The sequence below is a fragment of the Novosphingobium sp. 32-60-15 genome (assembly GCF_002280675.1).
GTDB lineage: Bacteria > Pseudomonadota > Alphaproteobacteria > Sphingomonadales > Sphingomonadaceae > Novosphingobium.
In genome coordinates this window covers 63,446-75,913 of record NZ_NCEN01000012.1, presented here as the reverse complement: position 1 = coordinate 75,913, position 12,468 = coordinate 63,446, and the positions used below count along the sequence as shown (strand labels likewise).

General features: G+C 59.1%; 15 protein-coding genes. 8 read left to right on the top strand and 7 right to left on the bottom strand.

Translation table 11 applies throughout. The features are described 5' to 3' along the window. Positions 1–3 precede the first annotated feature (3 nt). From B7Y89_RS10615 to map, 4 genes are all read right to left on the bottom strand, one after another. Positions 4–489: a CHAP domain-containing protein gene (locus B7Y89_RS10615; RefSeq protein WP_292938334.1), complete on the bottom strand. Its 486-nt coding sequence runs from the start codon at positions 487–489 to the stop codon at positions 4–6. 209 nt (positions 490–698) lie between these two features. Then, the gene (glnA, locus tag B7Y89_RS10610) at positions 699–2,108 is read right to left on the bottom strand and encodes a type I glutamate--ammonia ligase (protein WP_292938332.1); all 1,410 of its coding nucleotides are present in this window, start codon (positions 2,106–2,108) and stop codon (positions 699–701) included. 157 nt (positions 2,109–2,265) lie between these two features. Continuing rightward, positions 2,266–2,604: a P-II family nitrogen regulator gene (locus B7Y89_RS10605; RefSeq protein ID WP_231467373.1), complete on the bottom strand. Its 339-nt coding sequence runs from the start codon at positions 2,602–2,604 to the stop codon at positions 2,266–2,268. A 266-nt stretch (positions 2,605–2,870) separates the two neighbouring features. Next, on the bottom strand, positions 2,871–3,695 hold the full coding sequence (gene map / locus B7Y89_RS10600; RefSeq protein ID WP_292938329.1) for a type I methionyl aminopeptidase: 825 nt from the start codon (positions 3,693–3,695) through the stop codon (positions 2,871–2,873). A gap of 100 nt (positions 3,696–3,795) precedes the next feature. On the opposite strand from map, the gene B7Y89_RS10595 reads away from it, so the two are divergent. The 3 genes from B7Y89_RS10595 to argC are packed head-to-tail and all read left to right on the top strand — an operon-like array spanning position 3,796 to position 6,531. Next, complete coding sequence (locus B7Y89_RS10595; protein ID WP_292938327.1) at positions 3,796–5,178, top strand: leucyl aminopeptidase family protein; 1,383 nt, start codon at positions 3,796–3,798, stop codon at positions 5,176–5,178. A 1-nt stretch (position 5,179) separates the two neighbouring features. Then, complete coding sequence (locus tag B7Y89_RS10590; protein ID WP_292938325.1) at positions 5,180–5,605, top strand: SH3 domain-containing protein; 426 nt, start codon at positions 5,180–5,182, stop codon at positions 5,603–5,605. Continuing rightward, entirely contained in the window at positions 5,602–6,531 is a 930-nt protein-coding gene (gene argC / locus B7Y89_RS10585) for an N-acetyl-gamma-glutamyl-phosphate reductase (protein ID WP_292938323.1), read from the top strand. Before B7Y89_RS10590 ends, argC begins: the two co-directional genes overlap by 4 nt. Positions 6,532–6,548: 17 nt before the next feature. Here argC and B7Y89_RS10580 read toward each other — a convergent pair whose 3' ends face one another. After that, positions 6,549–7,688, bottom strand: a complete 1,140-nt coding sequence (locus B7Y89_RS10580) for a hypothetical protein (protein ID WP_292938321.1) — start codon at positions 7,686–7,688, stop codon at positions 6,549–6,551. Positions 7,689–7,904: 216 nt separating this feature from the next. Then, positions 7,905–8,222 (bottom strand): 2Fe-2S iron-sulfur cluster-binding protein, encoded by a 318-nt coding sequence (locus B7Y89_RS10575; RefSeq protein ID WP_292938319.1) that lies wholly within the window; start codon positions 8,220–8,222, stop codon positions 7,905–7,907. Positions 8,223–8,347: 125 nt separating this feature from the next. On the opposite strand from B7Y89_RS10575, the gene B7Y89_RS10570 reads away from it, so the two are divergent. After that, on the top strand, positions 8,348–8,965 hold the full coding sequence (locus B7Y89_RS10570) for a DNA-3-methyladenine glycosylase 2 family protein (protein WP_292938317.1): 618 nt from the start codon (positions 8,348–8,350) through the stop codon (positions 8,963–8,965). 37 nt (positions 8,966–9,002) lie between these two features. Next, positions 9,003–9,806, top strand: a complete 804-nt coding sequence (locus tag B7Y89_RS10565; RefSeq protein ID WP_292938315.1) for an SDR family oxidoreductase — start codon at positions 9,003–9,005, stop codon at positions 9,804–9,806. A gap of 3 nt (positions 9,807–9,809) precedes the next feature. On the opposite strand, the gene B7Y89_RS10560 is transcribed toward B7Y89_RS10565, so the two are convergent. Beyond that, on the bottom strand, positions 9,810–10,100 hold the full coding sequence (locus B7Y89_RS10560; RefSeq protein ID WP_292938458.1) for a 4a-hydroxytetrahydrobiopterin dehydratase: 291 nt from the start codon (positions 10,098–10,100) through the stop codon (positions 9,810–9,812). Positions 10,101–10,162: 62 nt separating this feature from the next. Here B7Y89_RS10560 and ccmA point away from each other — a divergent pair, with 62 nt between their 5' ends. The 3 genes from ccmA (at position 10,163) to B7Y89_RS10545 (ending at position 12,460) form a co-directional block, all read left to right on the top strand. Continuing rightward, positions 10,163–10,738 carry a heme ABC exporter ATP-binding protein CcmA gene (gene ccmA / locus B7Y89_RS10555; protein ID WP_292938313.1) on the top strand — a complete coding sequence of 192 codons (576 nt, stop codon included), beginning with the start codon at positions 10,163–10,165 and terminating at the stop codon, positions 10,736–10,738. Beyond that, complete coding sequence (gene ccmB / locus B7Y89_RS10550; RefSeq protein ID WP_292938312.1) at positions 10,735–11,397, top strand: heme exporter protein CcmB; 663 nt, start codon at positions 10,735–10,737, stop codon at positions 11,395–11,397. The genes ccmA and ccmB overlap by 4 nt, the downstream gene beginning before the upstream one ends. Positions 11,398–11,461: 64 nt before the next feature. Continuing rightward, positions 11,462–12,460: a cysteine synthase A gene (locus B7Y89_RS10545; protein ID WP_292938310.1), complete on the top strand. Its 999-nt coding sequence runs from the start codon at positions 11,462–11,464 to the stop codon at positions 12,458–12,460. Positions 12,461–12,468: the final 8 nt, after the last annotated feature.

The following is a 12,468-nucleotide window of genomic DNA, read 5'->3' as shown; positions in this document are numbered from 1 at the left end:
GGCTCATCCTTTGGATGCGGGCTTAACTTCGGCTGTGGCGGTCATGGTGCGGGGATAAATGAAGCCATGCGCGGGGCTGGCGCGCAGGCCAACAGATTTGGTGGGAGCGTACCAGACGCGGACTTCGCTCCAATCGCCAGCAGGCGAAACGTCCACAGCCACAACGCCGCGATCAACCGCGCCGGGGCCTGACCAGTTGGCGTGATCAATCAGAATGTGGCGGGCATCCACCACTTGGCGAACAACGGCGACGTGGCCATATGGCATGGCGCGGGTGCCTGCAAAGGCGAGGACGGCTCCGGCCTTTGGTTCAACGCCGCGCTCATAGGTGCCCTCGGCGTTGCCCCACCAGTCGCGCGCGTTGCCCGAAATCTGGACGTCCGAAATTTGCCGCGCATACGTGACGCACTGGAGCCGTGCGTGAGCGACGGTGGGAAGCGTTGCGAGGGAAATCAGGGCGAGGAGGCTGGCGACCAGTTTACGAAGCATGGCAGCCTACCTAGCGATTTGGGCGGATTCGATAACCCACGCGGGGTTCGGTTCATCCGACGCCCATAACCGTTCAACTCGGTTCGTCGCAAAGTGTGGAAAAAATCATCGTCAGGGGCGTTGCCCCCAGCAAGCGGTGTCCTCTTGTGCGCAAAGAAAAAGGCGCCCGGTTTCCCGGACGCCTTTTTCTGTAACATCGGTCTGAAAGATCAGAGCGAGTAGTACATGTCGAATTCGACAGCCGATGGCGTGGTTTCCCAACGCATCACGTCTGGCCACTTCAGTTCCATGTAGGCTTCGATCTGGTCCTTGGTGAACACGCCACCCTGAAGCAGGAAGTCATGGTCAGCAGCAAGGCTGTCAAGCGCTTCACGCAAGCTGCCGCACACGGTTGGAACTTCTGCGAGTTCTGCTGGTGGCAGATCGTAAAGGTTCTTGTCCATGGCTTCGCCCGGGTGGATCTTGTTCTTGATGCCATCAAGACCGGCCATCAGCAGGGCTGCATAGCACAGGTACGGGTTGGCCATCGCGTCAGGGAAGCGGAATTCAACGCGCTTTGCCTTTGAACCGGCACCGTAAGGGATGCGGCATGAAGCCGAACGGTTGCGGGCCGAGTACGCCAGCAGAACAGGGGCCTCATAACCCGGAACCAGACGCTTGTAGCTGTTGGTGGTGGGGTTGGTGAAAGCGTTCAGGGCCTTGGCGTGCTTGATCACGCCGCCGATGAAGTACAGGCACATGTCCGACAGACCGGCATAGCCATTGCCGGCAAACAATGGCTTGCCAGCTTCCCAGATCGAGATGTGCGTGTGCATGCCCGAACCGTTGTCACCCTTGATGGGCTTCGGCATGAACGTGGCCGACTTGCCATAAGCATGCGCAACCTGCTGCACGACATACTTGTAAACCTGCATGCGGTCAGCGGTTTGCACCAGCGTACCGAAGGTCAGGCCGAGTTCGTGCTGCGCCGAGGCAACTTCATGGTGATGCTTGTCGCAAGGCAGGCCCATTTCGATCATGGTCGAGACCATTTCGCCACGGATATCAACGCAGCTGTCGATCGGAGCGACGGGGAAGTAACCACCCTTTACGCCCGGACGGTGGCCCATGTTGCCGCCTTCGTAATCCTTGTTCGTGTTCGTTGGCAGTTCAACGTCATCGATGCGGAAGCCGTTACCGTCATAGCCGTCGTAATACTTGACGTCATCAAACAGGAAGAATTCTGCTTCAGGGCCAACGTACACGGTGTCACCCACGCCAGTTGACTTCACGAAAGCTTCAGCGCGCTTGGCGGTTGAGCGGGGATCGCGCGAATACAGTTCACCGGTCGATGGCTCGACAATGTCGCACACGATGATCATCATCGAAGTTGCGCTGAACGGATCCATATAGACTGCCGTAAGATCAGGCTTCAGAATCATGTCTGATTCATTGATCGCCTTCCAGCCTTCAATCGACGAACCGTCGAACATCAGGCCGTCTTCCAACTCGTCTTCGCCGATCAGGCCGGCGACCATGGTGAGGTGCTGCCACTTGCCCTTGGGATCGGTGAAGCGCAGATCTACCCACTCAATTTCCTCGTCCTTGATGCGGGCGAGAATGTCCTTTGCAGTTGCCATCGCTGGTCCTTCTTCTTCTTGCCCCGGTGGAGAGGTCCGGGGGTTAAGTGGGGTTATGATAACCATGGAGGCTTGCCCGTCCACAGGCCCACCCCCGTTCTGATGCTGTGTCGGGACGGGCCCGATGCAGCTTCAACTCGTCAAAAGCTGCGCACGATCAGATCGCGTCGTCATCGCGTTCACCGGTGCGGATGCGCAGCGCGCTTTCAACCGGGATCACGAAAATCTTGCCATCGCCGATGCGGCCGGTTTGTGCAGCAGAAGCAATTGCTTCGACCACACGATCAACCAGCTGGTCTGAAACGACGACCTCGAGCTTCACCTTGGGCAGGAAATCGACGACGTATTCTGCACCGCGATACAGTTCGGTGTGGCCCTTCTGGCGACCGAAGCCCTTGGCCTCGGTCACGGTGATGCCTGAAACGCCGATTTCATGCAGCGCTTCTTTTACTTCATCGAGCTTGAACGGCTTGATGATGGCTTCGACCTTTTTCACGTCGTTCTGACCCCTGCAACCCGGGCCGGTTTGCCAACATGGCAGACCGGCGAATGATCCCGTGTGGCAACGACGTTACAAGAATCGTGCCACGCTGATTGTTGTCAGCACTAGGCCATCGAGAGGCGGCGGGAAAGCAGGAATTTCGGGGGTTGGGCAAGATTTGAAACGAATGCGCAACTAAGGCTTATGCTTCGTTGCGCACACGTGTTCGATTAATGCACAAAATTTGCACAAGGCCTGCCTGTTTTTTAGGCAGGTGTTCGTCAGTAAGGCGGCTTGTGCAGTCCTTTGGGGCTGAGTGTGAAGATTTCGCAGCCCGTTTCGGTAATGCCGATGGAATGTTCAAACTGCGCGGACAGCGAACGATCCCGCGTGACAGCCGTCCAGCCATCCTCAAGGATTTTGACGCCGGGCTTGCCCAGATTGATCATGGGTTCAATCGTGAAGAACATGCCGGGCTTTAGTTCCGGGCCGGTGCCTGCGCGCCCTGCGTGGACAACTTCGGGCGCATCGTGGAAAAGACGGCCAAGGCCATGTCCGCAAAATTCACGCACAACGCCATAACGCTGCTTTTCGGCATGGGCCTGAATGGCCGCGCCGATATCACCCAACCGCGCGCCGGGTTTGGCCTTTTCGATGCCGATCATCAGACATTCGTGGGTCACGTCGACTAGGCGCTTGGCCTTTAACGGCACATCGCCGACCAGATACATCCGGCTGGTGTCGCCATGCCAGCCATCCAGCAGGGGGGTTACGTCAATGTTGACGATGTCCCCGTCTTTCAGCGTCTTGTCCGAAGGAATACCGTGGCAAACGACGTGATTGACAGAAATGCAGCACGAATGCGTGTAGCCGCGATAACCCAGTGTTGCCGGAACCGCGCCGCCATCAAGCGTCATCTGCCGCACGACATCGTCAAGGTAATCGGTCCGCACGCCCGGCTGCACAAGCGGCGCGAGTGCATCCATGATCTCGGCGGCGAGGCGGCCTGCTTTGCGCATGGCTTCAAACGCGGCGGGGCCGTGGAGTTTGATCGTTCCGTCACGCAGGACGATATCGTGGTCTTCAACTGTCACATATTCGGTCATATGCGGCACATAGCGACGTTGCGCGCAAATTGCGAGACGTTGACGAAAATGCACTTTCCACTCGCAACCGGCGGCGCACTGCGGCATGAATGGCGCCGACATGAACGACAGAAACGCGCTGATCCAGCCTGATCGCGGCCAACCGGCCATTGCCCTTCACCTTGTCGACAAGGCGACGCTACCGGACTTTCTCAAAGGGCTGAGCGTCGGGCAACGCGCAAGCCTTGCCGCGCAGAAGTTTGAAGGCGGCGGATACGAATATGCCATCGTGCCAGATGGCGATGGCTGGTTCGCCGTGTCCGGAGTCGCCAACGTCAACAACCTCTCGTCGTGGTGCCTTGCCAAACTGGCCGATGTGCTCCCCGGTGGCACCTATCGCCGTGTTGGTGGTCCGACGGGCAAGGCGCTACATGGCTGGGTGACGGGGCAATACCGCTTTGACCGTTACCGCAAGGACGCCAAGGATACCGAACCCCGGATTTTGCTGACAGCAGAAGTTGCCTTGATCGAACCTGCGCTTGCCGAAGCGACGGCTGTGCTGATGGTCCGCGATCTGGTCAATACGCCGGCCGAGGACATGGGCCCCGCCCAGTTGGAGGCAGAAGCGCGCGCGCTGGCCAAGACCTATCATGCCGAAATCCATGTGGTTTCAGGCGACATGCTTGAACGCGAATATCCGATGATCCACGCAGTGGGCCGGGCAGCAGCGCGCAGCCATGCGCCGCGCCTGATTGAAATGGAATGGGGCGATCCCAAACATCCGCGCGTGGCGATTGTCGGCAAAGGCGTATGTTTTGATTCAGGCGGGCTGGATATCAAGCCATCATCAGGCATGGCGCTGATGAAAAAGGACATGGGCGGCGCAGCCCATGCGCTGGCTCTGGCCGGTCTGATCATGGCGATGGGCCTGAACATCCGGCTGCATGTGCTTGTTCCTGCAGTGGAAAATGCAATATCGGGCAATGCCTTCCGGCCCGGCGACATTTTGCGCGCGCGCAACGGCCTGTCGGTGGAAGTGACTAACACCGATGCGGAAGGGCGGCTTGTATTGGGCGATGCCCTGGTGCGGGCGTGTGAAATGAACCCCGAACTGGTGATCGATTTCGCAACACTTACCGGCGCGGCGCGCGTGGCTTTGGGGCCTGATCTGCCCGCCATGTTCGCCCGCAAGGATGCAACCGCCGACCAATTGCTGGCAGCGGGGCTTGAGCGCGATGACGCCTGCTGGCGCCTGCCTTTGTTTGAAGGCTACCGCGAATATCTGAAATCCGACGTGGCAGATTTGCAGAATTCCCCCGCCAGCGGCTTTGCCGGGGCCAGCGTTGCAGCGCTGTTTCTCGACAAATTCGTGTGCGATGGGGTCGATTGGGCCCATTTTGATACATTCGCATGGCGGCCTGCCGCAAAACCGGGGCGACCCAAAGGCGGGGATGCCTTAGGCTTGCGGGCGGTGTGGGGCTTATTGCGGGCAAGATACGCCTGAAATGCGCTCTGCCTTGCCTGAAAGCGCTGACGCGGCTAATCGCCCTGCTTTCCTGTTCCGGGGGCAACCTGAATTGACTGCTGAAGCATCGCCTCTCCCTGTTGACGTGCCGACCGTGCAGCTTTCGCTGTGCCGTCCGTCGGACCGTTCAGACAAGCCGCATTTGCCGGTGCGCGGGGATCTTGCCCATATCGGCCTGGCGGGGCGCTATTTCGTGCCGCATTATGCCGTGCCGATGCCGCACGTGCTGAAGGCTGCGGCGACATTGCGCGATGCTGGCAGACCTGATGGCGGCCCCTTGCGCACACTTGCTGCGGGCGAAGTTTTCGACGTTCTGGATATGGCCGGTGGCTGGGCCTGGGGGCAGGCGAAATCGGACTTGCTGGTGGGTTATGTCGAATTGACCGTAATTGAGGCAGAGGCATGACCACGTCTGTTTTCATCGATGGCGCGGCAGGCACGACCGGGCTTGAAATTGCCGAGCGGTTGGCAGGCCGCACCGAATTTGCGCTGATCGCTCTCGACGATGCGCGCCGCAAGGATGATGCCGCGCGGGCAGAAGCCATCAATGATGCCGATGTCGTGATCTTGTGCTTGCCCGATGATGCCGCGCGCGATGCGGTGGCCATGATCCGCAATGAGCGTACCCGCGTGATTGACGCCTCCACTGCGCACCGCGTGGCTGACGGCTGGACATACGGCTTTCCCGAAATTGTCGGGCGCGAGGTCGTGGCGCAAGCCAAGCGGGTTTCGAACCCCGGATGCTATCCGACGGGTTTCCTTGGGCTGCTGGCACCATTGGTGCATAACGGTCTGCTGCCTTCGGCTTGGCCCTATAGCTGTAATGCGGTTTCTGGCTATTCGGGCGGCGGAAAGGCGCTGATCGGGCGCTTCGAAGATGATCGCGACATCGCCTGGCGCGGCTACGGCCTGACCTTCGGGCACAAGCACGTGGCCGAAATGCAGCGCTATGCGGGCCTTGCCATTGCCCCGCTGTTCAGCCCCGCCGTGATTGCCGCCCATCGCGGCATGGTGGTGGAAATTCCGCTGCCCCTGGGCGTCATGCCCGGCAGCGTTCCGGCCGATTTGCTGCGTGCAGCGCTCACCCAGTTTTACGCAGGCTCTCCCGTGGTAAGCGTGGCGCAAGAGTTGCCACCTGAGGGCGAACTTTTGATGCGCGCATCGCAAGAGCCGTGGGACGGGTTGCGCCTGTACGTTATGGGAAGCGCCGATAGCGAGCAGGTGCGACTGGTCGCCGTGCTCGACAATCTGGGCAAGGGCGCAAGCGGAGCGGCTGTGCAGACCCTGAACCTGATGGCAGGATTGGCCGAAACGGCAGGCCTGCGCCTGTAGGCCTGCTTGGCTTCGCGTCACATTCGATTGGCCTGTTTCAATGCCGCGCGACGGGCGCGGTAAATGCGCACGTCGTAAGCGTTCAGGTCATCTGTAAATTCGGGGCCATCGCGTTGGGCCGATGAACCGGTTCCCACAATATCAACGCTTTCTGCCGGAAAGTCGCGCAATTCCACTTCGATCTTTGCGCCCTTTGCACTCTCACTGACCACAAAAACATAAGCGTCGCCTTTATATAGACGCGCCATAGCCGAATATTTTTCAGGGCTTTTGACTGCGAAAGAAACGTCTTCAGGCGATTTGATCGCGGAAGATAAGCCCGATATTTCAGATGTGAGTGCTTTAAGCCCCGCAATTACATCGGGGTTCAGAAAAGCTGCATCTTCCCGGATACGCTCGCCTTTTTCACCAACTTGCCACGGGAAAAAGATCAAGCCGCGCGCACCGTTGATCACATGCATCCATGCCATTGACCGGATTTGCAAAGGTGTTGGAGTGGGGCCGCCCTTTATCGCGGAAACTTCGACAATGCCCCATTGCGCCTGTTTGCCGCCGGCTTTCTGAATATAGGATCGCAATTGGCGCGCGCCATCTGCAACTTTTTCAAGCCGGTCATTGCCCATTACAGGGTAAAAATCGAACGAGGCGATATCCACAGATGCAATGGCATCGGGGTAATAATCATCGCGGGAACCTGCACATTTTCCGCGACCAACCCAATCAGGTTCAACAATGCCGCGCCCGAAATTCCGCAAAATCGGGCGGCCACCACTCAATTTGCGAAGTGACGCGCTTTCTTCTCTGAGTGCCGCCGGGGTCACGCATGGCCCGTATGTGCCATCTGCCTGAAGTTGCGCGTTATCCGGTTCATCGACGGTCACAAAAAACGGCAAAGCAGCGCCGCTGCGGTCAAGCGGGACCAAATCTGCGGCATTGCCACCAACAATCATGCCCAGCGCTTCAATCCGCTTGATGTCATCAAGTGTAAGGTACCCGTTTGCCGGGGAAATCATATTTATGCCAATTTGTGACCATTGTTCAGCACGTTGGGCAGACTGAAGATAGACACCGAGTGGAAAGAAGTCCGGCTTGGAAGAAAATGGGTCCGTCGCGACAAATGCTTTTCCAGCATCGGCTGATGTATCATTGCCTGCCATGTTGCAGCCAGCCAATACTAATGCAGCAAGCGTTACAGCTGACGTATAAAAAGCTGGTCGGAAGGCGCGCATGCAATGCCCTTTATTCGGTTGCCATATTCAACCAAAGTAGCCGTGCATACGCAAAAAGAAATAGTGCAATAACGAAAAATGGTGGCCGCCTTGATAGCAGCCACCATTAAAACAGTGTCGACAATAGATTTATTATGCCGAAGATCAGTCTTCAGGCGCAATCGTTACGCGCAGACCGTCCAGATCACTCGTGATCTGGACCTGGCACGAAAGGCGCGAGGTTTCATTGCGGTGGTCTGAACTGTCGAGCAGGTCGTTTTCATCTTCGCTCATCGCAGGGAGCTTGTCAGCGAAAGCAGGATCGACAAAGACGTGGCACGTGGCGCATGAGCAGCAACCGCCGCACAGAGCCAACAATTCGTCAAAGCCGTCATCGCGGATGGCTTCCATTACTGAAAGGCCGGCATCGGCCTCGATTGTCTTTTCTTCACCAGCACGATTGACAACGACAAGCTTCGGCATCGTCTATTCTCCAAACGCGGCGACAGGGCACCGCCCCTGTTCGCCTTTGGTCCGGGCTGCTATCGCGACTTCGGGGGTTTTGCAACTGCCCATCCCGACAAAGAATGTGGCGTAGGAGAATTTGCATGGGCCTTTCTGCCGAAGCCATCCGCGACGGGCTGAATCACATCGCCAAAATCACCCCTGTCCTGTCCGGCGTCATCGACCGTGTCGGCTATCCCGCGCCGCGCATCCGGGCCACAGGATACCGGACCTTGCTGCGCACGATTGTCGGCCAGCAGGTGAGCGTTTCGGCGGCTTCATCGGTCTGGAACAAGTTGGAAGCCTTGCTGGGCGAGGACATGCCGCCGCAAGATTTGCTCGACGCCGAATTTGACGCACTGCGCGGGTGCGGCCTTTCACGGCAGAAGCAGGGCTATGTTCGGTCGCTATGCGAACTCGTCGTATCGGGCGAACTTGATCTGGACAGCCTGCCAGCCGATGATGAGGAGGCGATTGCCGAACTTGTCCGGATCAAAGGGATCGGGCGGTGGTCTGCTGAAATTTACCTGCTGTTTGCCGAAGGGCGGCCCGATATCTGGCCCGCAGGCGATCTGGCGGTGCAAGTGGGGCTTGGCAAGCTGTTGGGCCTTGCCGAACGTCCGACAGAGAAGGAAACGCGTGTTCTGGCCGAAGTGTGGCGGCCCCATCGCGGCGCAGCGGCGATTTTTACGTGGCATTGCTATAACAATCCCGCGATGTAGCATCTTTTACTGACAAGGCTGTAGGCAAGGTGGGGCAATGGCGCGCAACACGATTTTCATTACCGGCGGCGCATCGGGCATAGGCCGCGCGGTGGCGCAACGCTTTGCCCAAGGCGGCTGGTTCGTGGGCCTTGCCGATATTGATGAAGCGGGCATGGCGGCGACGGCGGCTTTGCTGCCAGCAGGTCACATTTCCTGCCACAGACTTGATGTGCGGGACCGTGCGGCTTGGGACACGGCATTGGCCGATTTTGCAGCAAGTTCGGGTGGGTTGATCGATGTCGTGTTCAATAACGCCGGAATCCCGCTAGGCGGGGCGATTATCGATCTGACGCCAGAAGAAATCGAACGCACGCTGGACATCAACATGAAAGGCGTGATCTTTGGCGCGCAGGCAGCCTATCCTTGGCTGAAGCGGAGCGGGCCGGGATCAGTCTTGCTCAACACGGCAAGCGCTGCAGGCATTTACGGCACGCCCGGAGCGTCAGTCTATTCCGCTACCAAGTTCGGCGTGCGGGCTATCACCGAATCGCTTGATGGCGAATGGGCCGGCGATGGCATCTGCGTGCGCAGCCTGATGCCGGGCTTCATCGAAACGCCGCTGCTGGACCATGCAACCAACCGCGCTAGCAATGAAGATATCCGCACCCGCGTGGTAAATGCAGGGCTTGAGATTACACCGGTTGCCGATGTCGCCGAAGCGGCTTGGACTGCGGTGCATGGCGACAAATTGCACACTTTGGTGGGCAAGACCGCGCGCAAGCTTGCATTCGCATCGCGCTGGATGCCCGGATCGTTGCGCAAACAGATGCGATCATCTGCGCGCCCGCTGGGAAAATAGCGTTTAGAGAAAAGTCTCCATCGCGCGTGCCATCGCATCGTCGCGGGCTGACAGGCCATTGGCGTCGTGCGTGGTTAGTGTCACTTCTACGCGGTTGTAGACATTGAACCATTCGGGGTGATGGTCGGCTTTCTCGGCATAAAGCGCTACGCGGTTCATGAAGCCCCATGCAGCCGAGAAATCGGCGAACTTGAATGTTCGTGTGATGGCCAGTCCGTCGGCGCGCAGGGTCCAATCGGGCAAGTCAGCCAGAAGTGTGTCGCGTTCAGCATCGGTGAGGCGGGTAACAGCCATTGTGATCCTCGTATCATTGGTGCGCTTGGCAGGCTGCATGCTTTCCCCTATCGCGAGGCCCCATGCAAGACTGCCGTCTCGTCGCCAATGATATCGCCTGTAGGCGGGGGGATCGTATCCTGATCCGTGGACTGTCTTTGACGGTTGAATCCGGGCAAATTGTGCATTTGGCGGGACCGAACGGCATCGGCAAATCAAGCCTGATCCGCATTCTGGCAGGGTTGCTGCGTCCCTACGCCGGCACAATCGAACGTATCGGTGCGCTGGCCTTGACGGACGAGCGGCTGGCGCTCGATGGCCATCAAACGCTTGAGAACGCGCTGGGGTTCTGGCGCAAGATTGACCGTGCATCGGGCTCGGTGGCAGATTTTGGTTTGGCGGATTTGCTGGACGTACCGGTGCGTTTTCTTTCAACCGGTCAGCGCAAACGCGCCGCATTGGCGCGGATTGCGGCAAGTGAAGCGCCCATCTGGCTGCTGGACGAACCGCTGAACGGGTTGGACCAGCATTGGTCGTGCATGGCGCAAGTTGCGATTAATGCGCACTGCAATGCGGGCGGTGCCGTCATCATTGCCTCGCATCAGCCTCTATCGATTGAACGTGTGCAAACTCTGCAAATATTGGATTACGCGGCATGATCGGTCGGCTCTGGCCTGTCTTCGTGCGCGATCTGACGTTGCTTTCGCGGGGTGCGCAGGGGCGGGGCGGGGCGGTGCTGCCGTTGTTGTTCTTCCTTGCGGTGGCGATGCTGTTTCCGTTCGCAGTGGGGCCTGATGCGCGGCTTCTGGCCCGGACCGGTGCTGGCGTGATCTGGGTGGCGGCCTTGCTGGCGGCGATCCTTCCTTTGGACCGGTTGGTAGAGCCCGACCTTGAAGCGGGCTTCTTTGACCAATGGGCATTGCGGGGCTTTTCGGAAGAAGCGCTGCTGCTCAGCCGTATTCTGGCGCACTGGATCAGCTTTGGCATACCCCTGATGATTGCAGCGCCGCTCTCTGCGGGTTTGCTTTCGCTCGATGCCGGACAACTGTTGACGGTCGAAATCGGCTTGCTGCTGGGAACGCCGGGGCTGGCCGCCATCGGCGTGACGATTGCCGCGCTGACTGCCGGATTGCGCGCCGGTTCTGCCCTTGGCGGACTATTGGCCATTCCTTTGACCGTGCCGCTCCTGATCTTTGGCGCAGGGTCATTGCAACCTGATGGCGAGGGCGGATTGGCCTTGCTGGCGGCGTGCAGTCTGGTGGCCTTGGGGGTTGCGCCGTTTGCAGGCGGCGCGGCGATCCGGGCAGGGCGCGAGTAAGACTTGTTCAGGCCCAAGCGCAAATGCGTTGGCAATCGGCGCAAGTCTCCCTAAATCATGACGCATGACAGCCCCTGCGATTTCAAACGATACGATCTCCCTCATCGGCAACACGCCGCTGGTCCGCCTTAAAGGGCCAAGCGAAGCTGCCGGTTGCGACATTTACGGCAAGTGCGAATTTGCCAATCCCGGCGCGTCGGTCAAAGACCGCGCCGCGCTGTGGATCGTGCGCGACGCTGAAGAGCGCGGGCTGTTGCAACCAGGCGGCACGATTGTGGAAGGCACGGCGGGCAACACCGGCATCGGCCTTGCACTGGTTGCCAACGCGCGCGGCTACAAATCGGTCATCGTCATGCCCGAAACCCAATCGCGCGAAAAGATGGACACGTTGCGCGCCTTGCGGGCCGAACTGGTGCTGGTGCCTGCCGCGCCGTTTTCCAATCCGGGGCACTTTGTCCACACATCACGCCGGATTGCCGAAGAGACCGAAGGCGCGATCTGGGCCAACCAGTTTGACAATATCGCCAACCGCCGCGCCCATATTGAAAGCACCGCGCCCGAATTGTGGGAGCAGATGGAGCACCGCATCGACGGGTTTGTCTGTGCAGCGGGCACAGGCGGAACCATCGCCGGCGTAGGCATGGGGCTGAAAGCCTTTGACGAAAACGTCACCATCGCGCTAGCCGATCCGCACGGCGCTGCGCTTTATAACTACTACGCCCATGGTGAATTGAAGGCCGAAGGATCATCGGTTGCCGAAGGCATCGGGCAGGGCCGCATCACCGCCAATCTGGAAGGCGCGCCAATCGATACACAATTCCGCATTTCCGATGAGGAAGGCCTGTTCTGGGTTGAGCGTTTGCTGGCCGATGAAGGCCTGTGCCTTGGCCTGTCGAGCGGGATCAACGTGGCGGGCGCGGTCGCGCTGGGCAAGCACTTGGGCAAGGGTGCGCGCGTGGCGACGATCCTGTGCGATACGGGCTTCCGCTACCTTTCGTCGCTCTACAATCCTGAATGGCTGAAGGCCAAGGGGCTTCCGGTGTTCCCATGGCTGGAGCAATAGGGTAGAGG